The organism is Streptomyces sp. UF-297, from assembly GCF_058245575.1.
Genome location: NZ_JBSIBZ010000018.1, coordinates 1 through 19,061, shown reverse-complemented (window position 1 = coordinate 19,061; position 19,061 = coordinate 1). Strand labels below are relative to the sequence as shown.

General features: G+C 70.4%; 18 protein-coding genes and 1 pseudogene. 12 read left to right on the top strand and 7 right to left on the bottom strand.

Features of this window, described 5'->3' with window-relative positions:
* Positions 1–291: 291 nt before the first annotated feature.
* Both AC4IJH_RS13320 and AC4IJH_RS13315 read right to left on the bottom strand, forming a co-directional pair.
* The gene (locus AC4IJH_RS13320) at positions 292–1,746 is read right to left on the bottom strand and encodes a CoA transferase (RefSeq protein ID WP_490851856.1); all 1,455 of its coding nucleotides are present in this window, start codon (positions 1,744–1,746) and stop codon (positions 292–294) included.
* Between the two features lie 69 nt (positions 1,747–1,815).
* On the bottom strand, positions 1,816–2,553 hold the full coding sequence (locus tag AC4IJH_RS13315) for a helix-turn-helix domain-containing protein (protein WP_490851855.1): 738 nt from the start codon (positions 2,551–2,553) through the stop codon (positions 1,816–1,818).
* A gap of 144 nt (positions 2,554–2,697) precedes the next feature.
* Between AC4IJH_RS13315 and AC4IJH_RS13310 the strand changes: the two are divergent.
* Positions 2,698–2,847: pseudogene (locus tag AC4IJH_RS13310) on the top strand (YxiG-like protein); the annotation flags it as partial.
* Positions 2,848–2,943: 96 nt separating this feature from the next.
* Here AC4IJH_RS13310 and AC4IJH_RS13305 read toward each other — a convergent pair.
* A complete protein-coding gene (locus tag AC4IJH_RS13305; RefSeq protein ID WP_490851854.1) occupies positions 2,944–3,954 on the bottom strand; it encodes a GlxA family transcriptional regulator in 1,011 nt (336 codons plus the stop codon).
* Positions 3,955–4,174: 220 nt separating this feature from the next.
* On the opposite strand from AC4IJH_RS13305, the gene AC4IJH_RS13300 reads away from it, so the two are divergent.
* The 3 genes from AC4IJH_RS13300 (at position 4,175) to AC4IJH_RS13290 (ending at position 6,185) form a co-directional block, all read left to right on the top strand.
* On the top strand, positions 4,175–4,813 hold the full coding sequence (locus AC4IJH_RS13300) for an HD domain-containing protein (RefSeq protein WP_490851853.1): 639 nt from the start codon (positions 4,175–4,177) through the stop codon (positions 4,811–4,813).
* Entirely contained in the window at positions 4,810–5,265 is a 456-nt protein-coding gene (locus AC4IJH_RS13295; RefSeq protein ID WP_490851852.1) for a DUF1348 family protein, read from the top strand. Before AC4IJH_RS13300 ends, AC4IJH_RS13295 begins: the two co-directional genes overlap by 4 nt.
* 158 nt (positions 5,266–5,423) lie before the next feature.
* Complete coding sequence (locus AC4IJH_RS13290; protein WP_490851851.1) at positions 5,424–6,185, top strand: hypothetical protein; 762 nt, start codon at positions 5,424–5,426, stop codon at positions 6,183–6,185.
* A 19-nt stretch (positions 6,186–6,204) separates the two neighbouring features.
* Here the strand turns inward: AC4IJH_RS13290 and AC4IJH_RS13285 are convergent, their stop codons facing one another.
* The gene (locus tag AC4IJH_RS13285) at positions 6,205–7,668 is read right to left on the bottom strand and encodes a cellulase family glycosylhydrolase (protein WP_490851850.1); all 1,464 of its coding nucleotides are present in this window, start codon (positions 7,666–7,668) and stop codon (positions 6,205–6,207) included.
* 282 nt (positions 7,669–7,950) lie between these two features.
* Between AC4IJH_RS13285 and AC4IJH_RS13280 the strand changes: the two genes are divergently transcribed.
* Positions 7,951–8,787: a nucleotidyltransferase domain-containing protein gene (locus AC4IJH_RS13280; protein WP_490851849.1), complete on the top strand. Its 837-nt coding sequence runs from the start codon at positions 7,951–7,953 to the stop codon at positions 8,785–8,787.
* Positions 8,788–9,388: 601 nt separating this feature from the next.
* Positions 9,389–10,318: a nitrilase-related carbon-nitrogen hydrolase gene (locus tag AC4IJH_RS13275; RefSeq protein ID WP_490851848.1), complete on the top strand. Its 930-nt coding sequence runs from the start codon at positions 9,389–9,391 to the stop codon at positions 10,316–10,318.
* Positions 10,319–11,011: 693 nt separating this feature from the next.
* Here the strand turns inward: AC4IJH_RS13275 and AC4IJH_RS13270 are convergent.
* Positions 11,012–11,281 (bottom strand): hypothetical protein, encoded by a 270-nt coding sequence (locus AC4IJH_RS13270; RefSeq protein WP_490851847.1) that lies wholly within the window; start codon positions 11,279–11,281, stop codon positions 11,012–11,014.
* Between the two features lie 343 nt (positions 11,282–11,624).
* Positions 11,625–11,879: a hypothetical protein gene (locus AC4IJH_RS13265; RefSeq protein ID WP_490851846.1), complete on the bottom strand. Its 255-nt coding sequence runs from the start codon at positions 11,877–11,879 to the stop codon at positions 11,625–11,627.
* A 141-nt stretch (positions 11,880–12,020) separates the two neighbouring features.
* Here AC4IJH_RS13265 and AC4IJH_RS13260 point away from each other — a divergent pair, with 141 nt between their 5' ends.
* Positions 12,021–12,398: a VOC family protein gene (locus AC4IJH_RS13260; RefSeq protein ID WP_490851845.1), complete on the top strand. Its 378-nt coding sequence runs from the start codon at positions 12,021–12,023 to the stop codon at positions 12,396–12,398.
* Between the two features lie 293 nt (positions 12,399–12,691).
* Complete coding sequence (locus AC4IJH_RS13255; protein WP_490851844.1) at positions 12,692–13,927, top strand: hypothetical protein; 1,236 nt, start codon at positions 12,692–12,694, stop codon at positions 13,925–13,927.
* 31 nt (positions 13,928–13,958) lie between these two features.
* On the opposite strand, the gene AC4IJH_RS13250 is transcribed toward AC4IJH_RS13255, so the two are convergent.
* On the bottom strand, positions 13,959–14,480 hold the full coding sequence (locus tag AC4IJH_RS13250) for an AAA family ATPase (RefSeq protein WP_490851843.1): 522 nt from the start codon (positions 14,478–14,480) through the stop codon (positions 13,959–13,961).
* 381 nt (positions 14,481–14,861) lie between these two features.
* Between AC4IJH_RS13250 and AC4IJH_RS13245 the strand changes: the two genes are divergently transcribed.
* The 4 genes from AC4IJH_RS13245 to AC4IJH_RS13230 all read left to right on the top strand — a co-directional run bounded on the left by AC4IJH_RS13245 (position 14,862) and on the right by AC4IJH_RS13230 (position 19,023).
* Complete coding sequence (locus AC4IJH_RS13245; protein WP_490851842.1) at positions 14,862–16,565, top strand: amidohydrolase; 1,704 nt, start codon at positions 14,862–14,864, stop codon at positions 16,563–16,565.
* Between the two features lie 31 nt (positions 16,566–16,596).
* Positions 16,597–17,430: a helix-turn-helix transcriptional regulator gene (locus AC4IJH_RS13240; RefSeq protein WP_490851841.1), complete on the top strand. Its 834-nt coding sequence runs from the start codon at positions 16,597–16,599 to the stop codon at positions 17,428–17,430.
* Between the two features lie 901 nt (positions 17,431–18,331).
* Positions 18,332–18,634 (top strand): ArsR/SmtB family transcription factor, encoded by a 303-nt coding sequence (locus tag AC4IJH_RS13235; RefSeq protein ID WP_490851840.1) that lies wholly within the window; start codon positions 18,332–18,334, stop codon positions 18,632–18,634.
* Positions 18,631–19,023, top strand: coding sequence for a VOC family protein (locus tag AC4IJH_RS13230; RefSeq protein ID WP_490851839.1), 393 nt, complete (start codon positions 18,631–18,633; stop codon positions 19,021–19,023). Before AC4IJH_RS13235 ends, AC4IJH_RS13230 begins: the two co-directional genes overlap by 4 nt.
* The last annotated feature ends 38 nt before the right edge of the window (positions 19,024–19,061 follow it).

Genomic DNA, 19,061 nt, shown 5'->3' with positions numbered 1-19,061 from the left:
ACTTGGTGCCGTGCCAGGGCGGCTCACCGACCAGCGGACATTGGGTGCCATGCCGGGGCGGCTCACTCACGAGGTGAAGATGACGGCGAGGTGGGGTCCGTCCAGGAAGGCGGTTGCGGTGACGGCGTTCGAGCGGCGGCGCTTGAGGCCTGCGTTCGGGCCGTTGCCCACCGCCACCGCCACCGCCGACGGCTCGCCGGCGGCCTGGAAGGTGCCGTGGCGGTGACCTAGGGCCTGTCGTCGAAGTCCCGTCGTTCGCCCGTCAGGCAGACGGGACTTCGACGACAGGCCCTAGCTGTATTGCCACTGGAGCGCAGCGGACCCGAGCGGGGAACGCCGGCCGGGCTGGGGGACCGTGCGCCCGCTGTACACGAAGGGTGTCGCCGGTTCGGTGAGCGGTCCGAAGTCGGTCCCGGTGGTCGACAGCGCGGCGAGCGGCGTACGCCCGGGCCGGGGCAAGTCGATGACGTCCTCCCGCGCGAGGAGTCCGAGTTCCCGCACCCAGTGGCACACCCCGGCCAGGGTCACGCGGATCCGCCAGGAGCCGCCCTCCGTCGCACGTCGGCGCAGGACCGTTGCCACGGCGGCGGCCCCGAGGTACGCGGCGAGGTAGTCATTGAGCAGGTACGTCGGCGGCAGGGACGGCCGGTCGGTCCACTCCTCGACGGCGAATCCGGTTGCCGAGCAGGCGAGTTGGTCGAACCCACCGCGTTCACCCCAGGGCCCTTCAGCTCCCCAGGCATGGTATTCGAGGGTGATCAGTCCGGGGCGGCGCCGGACGAGTTCCTCGGTCGACGCCCCGTGCCGGGCAAGTCCCCGGTAGGCGTGCGCGAAGACGTCCGCGTTCTGGAGCGCGTCGTAAAAGGCCGCGCGGTCGTGATCGTCGCGCAGGTCGCAGTAGGCGTTGCGCTTGCCGCCGCCGGTCATCGCGATCATCGGGATCGGGTCGGGGCGGTCGGGGCGCGACAGGTGCAGCACATCGGCGCCGAACTGGGCGAGGAGTCGCGTCGCGACGGGACCCGCGATGACATGGGTGAGATCGAGCACCCGTACGCCCGCGAGTGCTTCGTCGGCCTCGCCGATCGGTTCCAGAGGCCGGGCCGGTCCGTCTCCGACACGTTCGATCTCGACGACCGGGCGCTGCGCGACATACCGCCCGGCAGGGTGCGCGAGCCACTCGTCCCGGCTGCGCACCACGCAGGCGACGCCGCCGCGCGCGCAGATGGCCTCCTCCAGCGTGAAGGCGTCCCAGTCGGCCGCGGCCTGCGCGATCCCCACCTTGTCGAGCCCGCACCTGAGCACGGAGTGGACCGCGTCCCGCAGATGCGGATAGGTGGTGATGATGAAGATCCACCGGCCGTCGCGGACCCGGTAGAAGTCGTTGTTGCCGAGCAGCGTCGGATCGTCGAGGAGAGCGTCGAGCGGGCGCCCCGAGAGCGTCGTGTGATACGTCGCCATGAGCTGGTCGATCGCGGCCCCGGCCTGCACCTGAACCCTCTGGTGCGGGTGGCCGCGCTGTTCGCCGACCGCTGCCGTCTGCCGCCCGAAGACCCCGATCGCGGCCGACATGGCATCGGCGAGGCGGTGCACCGAGGGCACCAGGGGATCGGCCCCGACGACGGTGATGTCCTCGGCTCCCCGGGCCGGATCGGGGTCGCCGAGGGTGTGCAGCAGCCGGGAGACGATCTCGCCGGTGGGCGGCGTCGGCGTCGAATCGGTCGTGGTGGTGGGCGTGTTCGAAGTCATGCCGGGATGCTCGTTCCCGGCACTGCACGGGCGCCCGCATTCACGGATATCCGTGAATCGATGCGGACGTCACGTCCGCCTCTCCTGGATGTGCGCGAGGAGCCGGGCCGCCGCCCGGTCCAGACTCAGCCGCTCCGAGCGGCCGCGGCGCCGGTGCATGAGTACCAGGGCGCCCGTGACGACGGGTCCGTCGGTGACGGGGATCGCGAGCGCGCTGACCTCCGGGTCGGCCAGGCCCTCGCTGCGGCTGATCCGCGACGCGCGGATCGCCGGAAGAGCGCGGCGGAACTCGGCGACCGCCTCGGGGTCGTGGCGGGCGAGCTCGTCGAGCAGCCCGCGGCGCTCCGCCTCGTCGGTGAAGGCCAGCAGCAGACGGCCCGCGGCGGTACGCAGCAGCGGCCGGGCCATGTGCTCGTCGGCGAGCGGCACGAGGCGGGGAATCTCGTCCTCGCCGCCGCGCGCGAGGTGTACGGCGTCGAGGCCGACCCGCACCGTGAGCAGCACCGGGGTACCCGCGACGCGGCTCAGTTCATTGAGCTCGGCCTGGCTGATCCGCGGCACGATCCGGCCGGCGATGAGATTGAGGACGTGCGGGGCGGGCCCGAGCCGGAAGCGCCGGTGCTGTTCCAGCAGAAAACCGGTCGCGACCAGGCCGTTGACCAGATCCTGCACCGAACTCGCCGGCGCCTCGACCGCCCGCGCCAACTCGGCCACGGTCACCCCGCCCGGCGCCCGCGCGGCGGCCTCCAGGATCCACGCGACCCGGTCCACCGTACGGTGACGCCGTCGCCGGCCGTGCTCACTCATCCCGCCCCACCTCGTCCTTCTCGTGCGCCGCCGGCCGCACAGGCCGACACGTCTCGTCGATCCTTTCCCCCACCACCCCGACGATCAAGTCAGCCCCGGCCCCGGCCCGCCCCCCTGCTGACGCCACAAGGCCGGCAGCAGAAGGTGGTTCACGCGACGGCGGACCCCCGTACCGGTATCGAGCCCGCCTGTCTGCGCTATCTCTTCAGATACTGCGTCGAGGCCCGGTGCGAGTCGTCGGTGCCGCCCGAGACCTGGCGTGTCTCTTTGGACGACCGCCTCATCGGCCATGAGGCTTGCAAGTCAGCGAGGTCCCGCGCGGATACGCCCCTTTTATCGCGGACTAGCGGCAGGTCCTTCCGCCCCGATTTCCCTTACGGTGACTCTGGCTTACGCCGCGCCCGTCGGCGTAGCGCTGCGGAAGCGCGCGCGGTACGCGGACGGGGTCACCCCGAGGTGGCGCAGGAAGACGCGGCGCAGGGTTTCGTCGCTGCCCAGGCCGCTGTGCTGGGCGGCCTGGGTGACGGACTCGCCCGCGTCCAGGAGGGCCTGCGCGGCCTCCAGGCGTACCGATTCCACATAGCCGGCGGGGGTGTCGCCGATCTGGTCTCGGAAGAGGCGGGTGAGGTGGCGGGCGCTGAGCCCGGCGCGGCGGGCCAGCGCCGGTAGGGAGTGGTCCGCCGCCGGGTCCGCCACGATCGACTTCAGGAGGTCGGCGAGGGTGTCGTGGCGTGGGGCGGGGGTGCGGGCGGCGACGGAGAACTGTGACTGGCCGCCCGGTCGTTGCAGGAAGACCACCAGGTCACGGGCGACTTCGCGGGCCAGGTCCGGGCCCTCGTCGGCCTCCACCAGAGCCAGGGCCAGGTCGAGCCCGGCGCTGACGCCCGCCGAGGTGTGGATCCGGCCGTCGCGTACGAAGATCGCGTCCGGGGCGACGGTGACGGAGGGGTAGAGCCGGGTCAGTGCCGTGGTGTGGCGCCAGTGCGTGGTGGCGCGGCGGCCGTGGAGCAGGCCCACGGCCGCCAGCGCGAACGCGCCGGTGCAGACGGAGGCGGTACGCCAGGACTGGGCGTGCAGGGCGCGGACGGCGTCCAGGAGGGCGGGGGCGGGCGGGCTCTGCGGCAGGCCGGGTGAGCCGGGGACCACCAGTGTGTGGATGCGTTCGTGGTGGTCGCCGACGGGGTCGGTCAGCAGCCGGGTGCCCGCCGCGGTGGTCACCGGGCCGCCCTCGGGCGACAGCAGGGTGATGTCGTAACGGGCGCCCAGTGCGGCCGCGGTGGAGAACACCTCCAGCGGAGCCGTCACATCCAGCAGGCGCACGCCGTCGAAGGCGAGCACGACGATGCTGCGGGCCGGGGTGCGCGGGCTGCGGTTCGCGCTGGGGCGGCGGGGCGTACGCATACCTCCAGGTTAGCTCCGTACCGTGTCCGAATGTGTGGGATCGCTGGCCAGATGGACATGGCGGGGAGCGTGGCGCGGGCGGCACGCTGGCGGAGCCACAGCACCCGAACACCACGGCCGCGGCACCCGAACCCGACCGACCGAGCGTCCGAGCGAGCGCCCGACCGACCGCCCGAGCGCTCAGCCGCCCGCCCATCCGACCAAAGGAGGAGGACCGCCCGTGCCCACGCACATCGCCGGCGTCGCCATCCCCGACAGCGCACTCGCCCGGGAAGCGACCGAACTCGTCCGCGACACCGCGGGAGAGCTGCTGTACGACCACTCACGCCGCGTCTACCTCTTCGGCGCCCTGCGCGGCCGCCACCGCGGCCTGACCTTCGACCCCGAACTCCTCTACGTAGCGGCCCTCTTCCACGACCTCGGCCTCACCGAGCAGTACGCCGCCTCGCAGCAGCGCTTCGAACTCGACGGCGCGGACGCGGCCCGCGCCTTCCTGCTCCGGCACGGCCTGCCGCCCCACGGCGCACAGGTGGCCTGGACGGCGATCGCCCTGCACACCACCCCGCAGATCCCCGACCGTATGGACCCCGAGGTCGCGCTGACGACCGCGGGCGTCGAACTCGACGTCCTGGGCCTCGGTTTCGAGGAGATCACCGACGAGCAGCGGGAGGCGGTCGTGGCCGCGCACCCGCGCCCCGACTTCAAGCGCCGCATCCTCACGGCCTTTACCGAGGGCATTGCCCACCGCCCGCAGACCGCCTTCGGCAACGTCAAGGCCGATGTGCTGGCCCGCTTCTGCCCCGGCTTCACCCGTACCGACTTCGTCACTGTCATAGAGAATTCGAGGTGGCCCGAATGACCCGCCCGCCCCTGCCCCCGTTCGACGAGACCTCCGCCCGCGCCAAGGTGCAGGCCGCCGAGGACGCCTGGAACACCTGCGACCCGGACCGCGTCGCCCTCGCCTACACACCCGATTCGATCTGGCGCAACCGCGACACCTTCGTGACGGGCCGCGAGGAGATCCGCCGCTTCCTCACCCAGAAATGGCGCAGAGAACTCGACTACGCGTTGCGCAAGGAGCTGTGGTCCTTCACCGACGACCGGATCGCCGTTCGCTTCCAGTACGAATGGCGGGACGCGGCCGGCGCGCACTGGCGCTCGTACGGCAACGAGCTGTGGGAATTCGACGCCGACGGGCTGATGCGGCGACGTGAGGCGAGCATCAACGACACCCCCATCCGCGCGGACGAACGCCGCATCCTCGGGCCGCGCACTCCGGACGAACACGGAGCCCCGCTGCCGCTGGCCTGACCCCCGCCCGTACCGAAAGCCCGTACCGAAGACCCGCGCCGAAGGCCTGCACAGAAGGCCTGCACAGAATAAAAGACCGCGATGACCTGGCGACGGTTCGGGTAGGGTGATGATCTTCGGGCGGCGGAAGCTCCCGGAGTCCTTTAAGGCCCCGTCTCATGACCCACCCGGACCTCGCCCGCGCGCGATCCCGCCTTCACGCCGCGCTGGACAACGTGGCCGTCACCTTCCGCGGAATGACGGCCCACCCGGACGAATCCAACTGCGAATGCCACTGGGGCAGTGCGGAAGATCTCGCACAACTCAAGACGCCCGACACGGAATTGGATCCCGACCTTCTCGAGCGCACCTGGTCAGCCGTCGACTGGCGTGACCACGCATCCGTACTGCGCCGCATTCTCCCCCAGTTCACCACCGCCCTCACAAGCGGCCTGATAGAGCCGCTCTTCGGTTGGGAGATGGTCGGCCGTTGCTTCGCTCTCGGGCACTGGAAGCAGTGGAACACCCCTCAGGCCAAGGCAGTTGAGGAATTTCTCCACGCGTGGTGGGCGTGCGCGCTCGCCGATCCGTCCCCCGCCGTGCCCGTCCCCGATCTCCTCGTCCTGTGCACCGAAGCATCCGGCACGCCGACTCCCTGGCTCCGCTTCTGGCAGGAGCAGGCCGGCCACCTGGCCGATCAGCATCTGGCCGAGACCGTGGCGCAGTGGGAGTACGACCTGCTCGGGGACCAACTCCCCTGGTACCCCTGGGAGAACGAGGACGAGATCCGCGTCGAGTTCACCGCCTGGTTCGTCCGCCACGCCCCGGCCCGCCTCCGCGCCGTCGGCGCGTCCGAGGACCTGCTGCACTGCGTACGGCTGCTCGGGGTCAACGGCCGCCAGCGATACGAGGACCCGCACTGGCCCGGCCACCGCTACTGACCACTTGCCCCGGCCACCGCTACCGACCTTGACCGGGCACGGGCCGCACCATCACGCTCACCTCCGCCCCACGCGCCGACCCCACCCACACCCTGCTATCCCGTCCCGCGGGCACATGTCCGGAGCTGGCCCACGCCCCGCGGCCCGAGACCTCGATGCGCCATCCCCCGGTGCTCGGCGGCAGGGACAGCTCGGTGGCGAGACCGCGGCGCGAGGCCCGGTAGGCCAGGCGGTACGTCCCACTGCCCGGGTCGTGGGACTCCTCGCGCACGGTGCCCGCGATCGCGGGGGCGTACGGCGTGGCGGTGCGTTCCTTGTTCGTACGGAAGCGCCCCTTGTCGTCGAGGGCGCAGTATCCGCCTCCGTAACACCACACATACCCCGCCCAGCCCGAGGAGTAGCGGTTCAGCGAGGCGAGCGCGTCACCGTAGAAGCGGCGCATGTTCGGCAGGCCGCTGTTCAGCGGCCCCCACTCCCCGACCACCACGGGCATGCGCTGCTTGCGCGGATACGCGGTGACGGCGCTCTCGTACCTCTCGATCCAGCGGGCCGCCGGGTCGTAGTCGGCGCCCGCCTCCATGGCGGCGTTGTAGAAGTGCGGGGAGTAGACGACGCGCGGGTCGTCGATGCGGCCGAGGCCGGTGGGCACGCCCTCGCCGACGATCGGCGTCGGCTCGATGAACAGCGGGTTCGCGCGGTCCCGGGTGCGGATCGCGTCCGCGAGGCGGTTGTACATGGGGGTGAGGTGCTCGGACTCGATGCGGCGGGCGGCCGTGGGCAGGTCCTCGCCCTTGCGCAGCTCCCCCATCGGCTCGTTGATCAGGTCGTAGCCGAACACCGCCGGGTGCTTCCCGAAGCGGTCGGCCAGCAGGCGCCACATACGCGCCTGGGCGGCCCGCAGGTCGGCGTCCTCGTAGAGGTGGGTGAAGGCGCGCTGGACGGCGGGCTCGAAGTACTCGGCGAACCAGTCCTCGGGGTGCGGCTTGAAGGGAAGGCCGTCGGTGCGGGTGGCCCACTCCGGGATGCCGCGATGGCCGAACGCGGGCCCGAACACATCCTGATGGGCGTCGAGCACGACCTGGATCCGGTAGGTGTGCGCCCAGTCCAGGATGCGCCGGATCTTGCCCAGATAGCCCTCGCTGTAGTGGCCGTGCTTGGGCTCCAGGTCGTCCCAGAAGACCAACAGGCGGGCGAAGTTGAAGCCGCGGGCCCGCAAGTCGGCGAAGTGCCGTTCGGTGATCGCGCTGAGCGCGTCGGCACCGCGGTGCGTCTTGTCCTCGACGTTCCAGCCGCGCAGGGTGAGCGTACGCCCGCGGTCGTCGGTGAGGCGGGGCACCCCGTCCGCGGTGGCTTCGGCCGCGGTTCTGGTGGCGGAGGGCGGCCCGTCCGGTCGGGCCTGCGCGGCGGGCGCCAGGCCTCCCGCCAGTACGACGGCGGACAGAAGAGCGACCAGCGTGGTACGGCGCGTACGGCGCAAGCCCATGGGCGAACCTCCGGCACTCGACGGAAACCGCGCGCTCGCGTCGCACGGGTGTCGGACATCCAACAGCGTCACTGACGCATCGACAAGATCCTGTCCCTGTCGATGAGTTCACGGGCCCGCCAGCATCACCACCCCCTCACCGCCCCACCAGCCAGCCCCATTGCGTAAAATCCCCACCATGGGTGCCTCCTGAGCAGACGGACACGGTCCGCAGCCAATCGCCCGGCCGGCGCCGGGCTCCGCCAACGTGCCCGCACACTCAATCAGGAGACACCCATTCTCATGTCCTCCCCCTCTCCCTCTGCCTGCCCTGCCCTGGACGCCCGCATCACGCGGCTGCAGCAGCTCGCCGAGTCCGATCCCCGCCTGGAAGGCGTCCTGCTGTACGGCTCCTGGACGCTGGGCGAGGCCGATGCCCACTCCGACATCGAGGCGTATCTCTACATCCAGGACGAACACGTCGATCACTTCGACGGTCCCGCCTTCGTGGAACAACTCGCTCCGCTCCAGCTCGCGTACACCAACATGTACGACATCCTCGCCGTGGTCTTCGACGACCTGATGCGCGGCGAATTCCACATCTGCGCCGCCGGTCCCGGCATCGACGAAGTCCCTGCCTGGAAGGGGATGGTGCACCTTCCCTCCCCCGAGAAGGCCGTCCTGCTCGACCGGACCGGCCGACTCACCCAAGCCGCCCGCCAGCTCGCCCAGTTCAGCCCGCCCGAGCCAGCCCCCACCGCCCAGCAGCTCACCTACGAGCTGACCAACTGGACGCTCATGCTCGCCCACGTCCTGTCCCGCGGCGAAGTCGCCCGCGCCCACTCGCTGCTGCACACCGTCATCGCACCCCAGCAACTCCAGCTCTGCCGCCTCCTGCGCAACACCACCGCCCACTGGCTCACCCCCAGCCGGGCCCTGGAACAAGACCTCCCGAAGCCGGACCGCGACCGCTACACCGCCACCACCACAGCCGCACGGCTTCCCGGCCTACGCACAGCGGCGACGAACAGCTGGCACTGGACCAGGGACCTGGCCACCGAAGCATGCAACCGCTGGAACATCCGCCTCCCCCACGACCTGCACGAGCAGATCAGCCACCTGCTGAACAACAACCACTGACCACCCCCACCGCGGGCCGCCTCCCCCTGGCGGCCCCGGCACAACCCCACCTCCCCGCATTCCTAGGGGAGTTCACCCCTCGCTTGCTGTCCGCAGACTTTGGCCAGTACGTAGTGAGTACGCAGCGTCGATTTCGGTGTCTATTTCGGTTCGGCGTGGGCCGTGACTGGCGCTGAGGTAGAGCACCGACGGGTAGCGGCCTGGCGATGAGCGGGCGCCTGGGAGGTCTCGTCGGGCCTGGTCCGGTGCGAGTGCCTCGATGTCCGAGGGCGTCACCTGGCGCTTACCAGTGACGATGCAGGTGAAGACACCACCGCGGAGGTACCGGTAGTTGAGGGGCTCGTGAGCGTGACCTGCACCCAGCCTGACCTGCCCAATCCATTCCCGGCCAGTTCCCCACCACACGAGCGAACCACGCAACCTCAGCTACGCCTGGGATTCATCGGGGAGTTGATTTCCCCCCCCCCCCCCCCGCGACCCCATCGAGGCCGCTCCGCTCCAATGCCCTGGCCAGTCCAAACACCGAACCACCTGGAACCAGTCTCCGCCATGTGCAACTATTCGCTGCACATGGGGATGTGGGGTTCGTAGGGTCGGTGCCATGCGTGCCCCCACTCGACCCCTGATCGGCGCCGTGGCCCAGGCCGGCGCGCGCCTCTTCGACACCCCCGCGAACCTCGCCAAGGCTGAGGAGCTGATCCGTGAGGCCGCCGGACGCGGCGCCGAACTGGTCGTTCTGCCGGAGGCGTTCCTCGGCGGCTACCCCAAGGGCCTGGACTTCGGCGTAACGGTCGGCAGGCGCACTGCCGAGGGCCGCGAGCTGTTCCGACGCTACTTCGACGCCGCGATCGACCTTCCCGGCCCCGAAGTGCAGGGCCTTCACACACTTGCGCGCGAGGTGGGCGTGCACGTGGTGGTCGGCGCCGTCGAGCGGGCGGGTGCCACGCTGTACTGCGTGGCCCTGTACTTCGGCCCGCAGGGCTACCTCGGCAAACACCGCAAGCTGATGCCCACCGCGGCCGAGCGCCTGATCTGGGGCTGCGGCGACGGCTCCACCATGCCGGTCGTGCAGATGGGGTCGGTGGCCATCGGCGCCGCGATCTGCTGGGAGAACTACATGCCGCTATTTCGCACAGCGATGTACGGCAAGGGCGTCGACATCTGGTGCGCGCCCACCGTGGACGACCGCGACAGCTGGCAGGCCACGATGCGGCACATCGCCCTCGAAGGCCGCTGCTTCGTGCTCAGCGCCAATCAGTACCTGCTCCGCTCCGACCTGCCCGCCGATGTTCACCCGGTCCAAGGCGACACCCCGGACACGGTCCTCATCGGGGGAGGGAGCACGATCGTCTCCCCGCTCGGGGAAGTGCTCGCCGGCCCGCTGCGCGACAACGAGGGCATCCTCACCGCCGAACTCGATCCGGCCGAACTGACCCGCGCACGCTTCGACTTCGACGCAACCGGCCACTACGCTCGCCCCGACGTCTTCACCCTCAACGTCGACGAGACGTCACGTGCCGCCCACCCCTGAGCCCGCGGCACAACCGGTCCGGCACACGGCCCAGTCCACGTCGCAGTACCCGGCTGGCGCTCTCCAGGAGCACCATTCCCGGTGGGCCCCAAGCCCGTCCACCGAGACATCAGCACGAACGTGCACCCGGACGCCCGGCCGCGAACCCGGATCACCGTCCGAGGTTGGCTGACTGTCCATCAAACAGACTCACCGGATCCCAGTCCGATGAGGGCATCTGGTCGCTGCTACGCCGCGGCTGGCTCAGCAACATCGCTTTCGCTACCCCTGAACACCTCGTCCAGACCGTCCGGCGCAGGAAGCGCGCTCCGATACCGCAGTGCCCTCATTGGCGGCCGCCTCGCCGGAAGTCGGCCTCTCACTCACCCCGATGACTTCACGAGTCCAGGCTCAGTAAGAGCGGGTACTCTTCGTCAACTTGGCTTCTCGTCCCTACTGTTGAGTTCATGGGGCATCCGCCGGACGTCACCGCCCCCACCGCCCCCTCGGTGAGGAGTCTGCTGCACCAGCACCTGGGACGGCCATGCCGGTGGCCGGAGCCACACCTTTCGCATCAGTCGCGGGGAAGAGCAGACTGCGATCTGCCGCAGTGCACGACGCGACTTCTCACTGAGTAACGTATCCGGGCGCCATGCCCAGCTTGGCTCTCCCCTGCCACGAAAAGGCCGAGGCAGGGGAGAAGCGACTGGTGGTTCACATCGGGGTGCGCTCAAGCGTCTGTACGGTCACCACCGGCTTCGCTGGTACCGGCTTGCCCTTGTCGACGATGACCAGTTCGGCGGGCAAGGAGGTGTGAGCGTAGAGGCCGAAGAGACCGGTGTTCACTTCTGCCTTCGCATCGAACCCACCCGGCCCGGTGACGCGGACGATCACTCGGTACCGGGCGCGTTCACTGCCCGAGTTGGTGATTTTTACCGGCACAGTGAATCCGCCCTTGCGGGGGCGTGGGGCGAAGACGGCCACGTCGCCTTTTTCCACCGACACTGCGCCGAATGCCTCACTACCCTCGGCCGTGCCGGTGGGTTTGACCGGTGGCCTGGTGTCCGGCTCCCCCGCGTCGCGGCTGCTCGCTCCGGTGCCCGCATTGCCCCCTGCACTGCTACCGCCGGCGGAAGGCGATCCGGACGGGACGGGGTATCTGGACGGAGCAGCAGAAGCCGACGCGGAACCGTCGATAACCGTCGGCGTCGCGACCGGGGTTCGCTGCGCCCTGTGTTCACTGTCCTGGTCGGCGCAACCCGCCACCACAATGAGGGTGAGGGGCGCCAACAATGCGGCTGCGCCGCGTACCACGGTTGGTCGCATGTCAGTCACACATGATCGCGAACCGGCGATCGATGATCGCCGCTGACCCCTGGGTGTTCCGCATGATCGCGGTGACCTCCGCGCACATACCCTGAGCGCGCACGGGCCCTGCGTACTCGAAGAAGTACCCCTGGTCGACGTCGCAAGGGGCGCCAATCTTGTTCGGGCACAGTTGCAGTTTCATCCACTTCTTCGACGTCGAGTTGTTATCGAAGAGGGCACAGGCATCGAAGCCGCGTCCGGGCACCTTCTTCACGAGGGTGAAGAGCGCGCCGAAGCGACGAGCGTCGGGCAGTCGCTCCGCGTTGTCCAGGTAGGAGCCAGCGCCGCATTCACCGCTTGCGGCGAGTACGGCCTGCTGGTCCTCAGCAGCAATCTCCTGGATCCTCGTTCGTTCGTGCCGCGGCCCGGCTCCCTGGGCTGGTTCGAGATCGGCACCCGCGACCTCGAGGCAACCCGCGCCTTCTACGCCCAGGGCCTCGGCTGGCGCTACGAGCCGGACCCCAGCGTCCCCGGCGAGACCTACGACGGAATCTTCACCGGCACCCCCGAGCCGAGCGGCAGTCTGCGCGAACTCGGCCAGCACGCCGGCGAGATGGACCACACCATGCCCGTCTTCCTGACCACCGACGTGCCCACCACCACCGACAAGGCCGTCTCCCTCGGCGCGACCGTCGGCCACGCCCCCGCCGTCACCACCCACGGCCTGAACTTCGCCCGCCTGACGGACCCGTGCGGCAACCGCTTCGGCCTCTTCTCCCCGCCGCAGGGCTGACCGCACGATGGGCCCGGCCCCAACGACCGGGCCCATCAGCGGCTACGGCACCAGGCCGTCCTGTCACCGATCGCTCAGGCGCTCGCCACGGCCGTTGGCAAGCCCCTGAGCGCCCGGCCGAGCCACCCGGCCAGAATTCGGACCGCTGGTGTACGGATGCATTGACCCGTGGCAGGCGGCGCGCTTTCATCGCGTGAGTCCTCGTGAGTCCTCGTGAGTCCTCTGCGCAGAGCCGAGGGCACGGGGCGCAGGGGCGACTGCGGCCGTCCCCGGCCGAAGGGGAGACCCACCCGATGAGACCTTCCTTACGCATCTCCATGACCGCCGTCCTGGCGGCCGCCCTCGCCTGTCTCGCCGGACCTGCCGGGGCGGCGAGCGGCGACCACGTCCCCCGCACCGAACGCATCAGCGTGGCTCCCGACGGCACCGGCGGGAACAACCACTCGGGGGATCCGGTGGTCAGCGGGGACGGACGCGTCGTGGCCTTCATGTCTGCGGCGACCAACCTGGTGCCCGGCACGGAAACCGGCACCAGCGTCTTCTATCGAACGGCTCCCGGCGCGCCGCTGCAGCGGGTGGTGGTGCCGGGCGAGTCGACGTCGGAACCTCAGCTGTCCCAGTCGGGTCGCCACTTGACCTTCAACTCATGGTCGGCCACGTCCCATAAGTACTCCGTACACGTGATGGACCTGAGCACCGGGCGCACCGAACGCCTGGCGCCCGCACTGGACGCGGACTACCGCGTATCGTTCGGGACCGCCCCGATCAGCGCGAACGGCAGGTACGTCGCCTTCGCTGCCCGGTCCAGCGCCAACGAGCCCGGCTTGTACGCCTGCCGGCTCATGCTCCTGGACCGCTGGACACAGCAGGTGCAGCGCGTCGGCCGGCCCTCCGACGGCGCGAAGGACCTCTACCAGTGCGAGCAGGTCTCGATGAGTTCCGACGGCCGCAAGGTCGCCTATCTGCAGGGCTCTTCGGGGCCGGGCGACGACGATCGGGGCGACATCCTGGTGTACGACCGGGTGACCGGACAGGCCGTGCAGGCCGATACCACCCATGACGGTGCACCGGCCGACAGGTCGGCGCTCTCTCCAGTGCTGAGCGCCGACGGCTCCAAGGTCGGCTTCAACTCGGTGGCCACCAACCTGGTCCCCGGCGGCGACCCCAACGGCAACACCAGCACGTCCTGGAACGCCTTCGTCCGCGACCTGCGCACCGGCACCCTCCAGCGCTACGACGGCCACTCCCCCACCGACCTCACCCTGGTGTCGGACCTGTCGGTGGACGGCTCGAAGCTGCTGCTCAACACGGCCGACGCGGACCGCAGGTCACTGGGCCTGATCCTGCGCGATCTGCGCACCGGCCACGAGGAGTTGCTCGCACCGGGCCAGGACGGCAAGCCCGTCACCGTAGGCAGAGCGGCACTGAGCGCAGACGAGTCAACGGCCGTCTTCGACTCCTACCACCCCGGCCTGGTCCCCGACGACACAAACCTGATCGGCGACGTATTCGTCCGCACCTTGCGCTGAGCCGGGAAGCGCGTGGCGGGCGGATCGAATCTCAGCCCTTGACGGCCTCTGCGATCTGCAGGGCGGCCTGGGCGGGGGTGAGGTGCGTGGTGTCGACGACCTCGGCCTCGCTGTGCAGCCACGTGCGGGCGGCCTCGGCGTAGGGCTCGAGGTATTTGAAACGGAACGGGGAGGGGCCGAGAACGGTGTCTCCCTCGATGCGCCTGCGGAGGGTGTCCTGGTCGGCGTGGAGGACGAAGTGCCGTACAGGAATGGCGTGTTGGGCGAGGCCCGCACTGATCTCGCGCCAGTACTGCTCGACCAGGACGGTCATGGGCATCACCAAAGTGCCGCCGGTGTAGTCGAGTACGCGGCGGGCGGTCTCGACGACGAGCGGCCGCCACGGCGGCCAGTGCTGGAAGTTGTCCGTCTCCGGCAGCCCGGGCGTGATGTCCATGAGCGTCTCGCCGACCTTCTCGGCGTCGAACACCCGTGACTCCGGGAGGAGTTGCTGCACGAGTGCACTGGTCGTCGTCTTGCCCGCGCCGTGGGTACCGTTGAGCCATACGATCATGGGTCCGACGCTAACGGTGTGCGGGTCGTGGGCCGGTGCCGATCACGTCACAGAACGGGCACAGCAGAAGACCGGTACGGCTTCGGCCTCTCATCGGCACCGGCGACCGGGTGGCCTCAGTTGTCGCCCCTCGCTGCCGGGGCGATGACCGGGGATGCGCGACCCGAGACCCGCAGGCCCGCAGCCCGCAGCCCGCAGCCGGCAGCCGGCAGCCGGCAGCCGGCAGCCCGCCACCATCCCGACCACGCGGCGTCAGCCCGCCACCGCGAAAGCGCGCATCGGTGAGATGACCGATGTGCGGAGAGCGGGGGCGCGGCCATAGTCCTCGGGAGATCGTTTGCGGGCGGCCGTGGCGCGCCCGGCTTTTGAAAGGACCCTGCTGTGGATACGTATGCGGATCTGGTGTTTGTCGGTGGCCAGGTGGTCACGGTCGATGCGGAGTTCTCCGTCGCCTCGGCCCTGGCGGTGACCGGCGGGGTCATCACTGCCGTCGGCGGGCGGGAGGACGTCGCGCCGTTCGTCGGGCCCGACACCCGCGTCGTCGACCTGCGGGGAGCGACCCTGCTTCCCGGAATCAACGATTCCCATCTGCACGGATGCGCCTTCGGCATGTCGACGCCGCCGCTCTCCCTCGACCTCAGCCATCCCGCCGTGGCTTCCCTCGCGGACGTGGCCGAGGCGGTACGAGAGGCCGTCGGGCGTACTCCGGACGGGCAGTGGATCACGGGGCACGGCTGGGACACCGGGTACCTCGACGAGTGCGTATCCGACCCGTCGCGGGTGCCCTCGCGGCACGATCTCGACGCCGTGAGCCCGGACCACCCGGTCGTCCTGTACTCCTTCTCCGGGCACGCCACCTGGGTCAACTCCAAGGCGCTGGAGCTCATCGGGATCGACCGGCACACTCTCGCGCCGCCCGGCGGGGCCATCGTCGCCGACGACGCCGGGGAGCCGACCGGGCTGCTCCACGAGGGGGCTCAGGCCCTCATCCAGAACGCGCTGCCGCCGCTCAGCCGGCAGGAGCGGACCGACGCGATCAGGTCGGCCCTCGCCACCCTCGCCCGCCTCGGCATCACCAGCTACACCGAGCCCGGACTCGGCCCCGGCGGCGACGGCATCATGCGCGGCGCGCTCGGCGCCGAGACCCTCGACGTCTACCGCCAGCTGCTGGCCGACGGCGAACTGACCGCCCGCCTGGGCGTCCTGGTCCTGCCCACCGGAATGGCGAGCACCGCCGAGGAGTTCGCCCGTACCCTCGCCGCCCTCGGCGAATTGGGCGACGCCGATCCGCGGCGCCTCGCGATCCACGGGGTCAAGATCTTCGCCGACGGCATCGTCCCCAACAAGACGTCCTGGATGCACGAGCCGTACGTCGGCGGCGGCTGCGGCTCGCTGTGCGTCGGCGGCGAGACCGACGCCGAGCGGATCGCCGAGATCGACGCCATCGTCCGGCATGCCCACGCGGCCGGGCACCAACTGGGCGTCCATGTCACCGGCGACCGGGCCTGCGACACCGTCGCGGACGCCTTCGCCGCGGCCATGGCCAAGCACCCGCGGCCCGACGCCCGCCACTACATCATCCACGGCGACTTCCTCACCGCGCACAGCATGAAGGTACTGGCCGCGCACGGCTTCGGCGCCAACATGAACCCCACCATCAAGTGGACCGTCGCCGACATGGAGGAGGACTTCGTCGGCGCCGAGCGGGCCGCGTACGCATGGCCCTACCGCGATGCCATCGACGCCGGCGTACGGGTCGCCAGCGGGTCCGACGCCCCCGTCACGCACCCGGACTGGCGCCAGGGCGTCGCCACCATGGTGCTGCGCGAGTCGAAGGCCGCCGGCCGCATCAGCGGCCCCGAGCAGCGCATCTGCCTGGCCGAGGCGATCCGTACGTACACGATCGACGCAGCCTGGCAGGACTTCGCCGACGACTGGAAGGGCTCCCTGGAGCCAGGCAAGGTCGCCGATCTCTGCGTGCTCGACGGGGACCTGCTCACCGCCGATCCCCACGACATCCCCACGATGCCCGTCGTCCTCACCGTCGTGGACGGGCAGGTCGTGCACGACGCCCTGCGCGATTGACGTACTCCGGCCGCATGATCATCCTTGGAGGATGGCAGCGGAGCGGAGTACGGCGGACATCCTGGACGCGGCCGTCCACGTCCGTGAGGCCGCCAGGAACGCCACGAGCGGCGCGACCGGCCTTGGCCCGGTCCTGACGGCGCTGTCGGAGGTGATGGAGTACGACCACGCCTCGCTGACCCGGTGGGATCCGGTACGCCGACGCCACACCACCCTGGCCGGGAGCTACCCGGACGACGCCACGGCCTATATCGAGACCCGCCTCCACGACGACCCGGTGTTCCCCGTGCTCCACAGCCCGGCCCGGGGCGGTCTCTGGCTCACGGACGCCCCCCGGCAGCTCCTGGCAGAGTCCCCGGGCTTCCAGGACGTACTGTCACCCCTCGGCATCGAGGGCGGCGTGGCCCAGTGCCTGTTCGCCGCCGACGGCCGGTACGTCGGCATGCTGAACGTCAGTACCCGCCGGCCGCGGCGCGCGCCCGATCCGGCGCGCGCCGTGGTCACCCTGCTCACGGAGTCCCTCGCCGCGGCCGTCGACCACCGGGCAGGCCCACCGCCCGAGAAGACCGCCGCGGCCGAACCCGTCTCGGACGCGCGGCACCTGGACTCGCTGTACCCGGACACTCGGCACCTGGACTCGCGGCATCCGGACGCGCGGCGGCCCGGCGGACTCTCACCACGGGAGCTCCAGGTGCTGGCCGAACTGACCACGGGCAGCACCAACCGGGAGATCGCCGCGCGGCTCTACATCACACCGCGCACCGTAGGCACGCACATCGAGCACATCCTCGCCAAGCTCGACCTCCCCAACCGCGCGGCCGCCGCCGCCCGAGCCGCCGCCTGGGGAATCGGACCCTCCCGCTGACGCGCCCCCGGCAGCGCACCACGCTCGGCCCGCGGACGCGCCCCCACTCCAGGGGCTGGGGAGACATCCACCCCCGTGCCACACCCTTGCCACGATGCCCTTCATAACCAAAATGTCCGCATGTCACGCCACGAAGCTGGCCTGGATCGTCGCCCTCGGTGGAGCCGCCTCGGTCTTCGTGGGGGGGGATCCCCTGTGACGTTGGGCGGCCGCTCTCGGACCGGGCGCCGGCGTCGCCTTCGGCGCGTTCTGCGGCAACGGCATTCTCTGCTGGGCTCTGGCCTCGGCCGCGCTGCAACGGCGGCAGTGGGTTCGCTGCATCGGCGTGGCAATTCCCGGCTGCGCGGCGTTCCCCACTCTGGCCTGCCTGATCCCTGACCCCTGACCGCAACGGCCGCCTCTTTCGGCTCCATCGGCATACCGAGCGACCAACGCATGCGGGGGGGGAGGAGAACCCAGCTGTGTGGGCGGCCATCGGGATCGGCTTCGCTCTCGGCGCGCTGGCCATCTGGTACCTCGCGCCCCGCCACGCCACGGGACGACGACGGCGCCCCGCCTCCGTCAAGCAATAGCCGACGGGGCTCGCATACAGGCGGGAAAGCCCTCCTCTCGACGGCCCCGATTCCCCACTCACCGCCGGTCAGCGGGGAGACAACTGGCCGCGAAAGCCACCATGGGCGAAGGTGGGACGTGAGGCGGCGCGGAGAGTCGGGCGCCCCCACCGCAGGGCGAGGAATTCCCCGCAGAGCATCAGGGCTGGGTACTGGCGCCGTAGGGCATAGACGTCCGCCCGGCAGCCCTCGGCCGAAGGCGCGCCCCCGTCCAGCTCGTCACCGCCTCCCCCGACGCCGTCGAGCGCTTCGACTTGATAGGCAAGTAAACACTTGCCTATTCTGTGGCCGTGGCCGATGACCTTTTCAAAGCCTTGGCCGACCCCACCCGCCGGACCATCCTCGACGAGCTCACCGAGAAGTCCGGGCAGACACTGTTCGAGATCTGTTCGCGGCTGAGCATGAAGCATCAGCTCGGCATCTCGCGCCAGGGGGTCTCCCAGCACCTCGCCGTGCTGGAGGCCGCCGGGCTCGTCGAAACCAGGCGGGAGGGCCGCCACAAGTTCCACGACCTGAACACTGCCCCGCTGCGGCAGATAGCCGAGCGATGGCCAGTTCCCGACAGATCCGGACAGGAGAAGAGCACCCCATGAAGATCCATCTGACCAGCGTCTTCGTCGACGACCAGGCCACGGCCGAGCACTTCTACACCGAGATTCTCGGCTTCGTGAAGAAGCACGACGTCCCGGTGGGCGAGACGGACCGGTGGCTGACCGTCGTCTCCCCCGAGGCGCCCGACGGCACCGAACTCCTGCTGGAACCCGCCGCCCACCCGGCCGCCAAGACCTACCGCGACGCGCTCGTCGAGGACGGCATCCCGCTCGCCCAATTCGCCGTCGATGACGTGGAGGCGGAGTACGAGCGCCTGCGCGGCCTCGGTGTCCGCTTCACCCAGGAGCCCGTGGAGATGGGCCCCGTCACCACCGCCGTCCTCGACGACACCTGCGGCAACCTGATCCAGATCGCGACGCAGCCGCAGTAGACGGTCAACCTCGCGCGAGGGGGGGGGGGGGGGGGGGG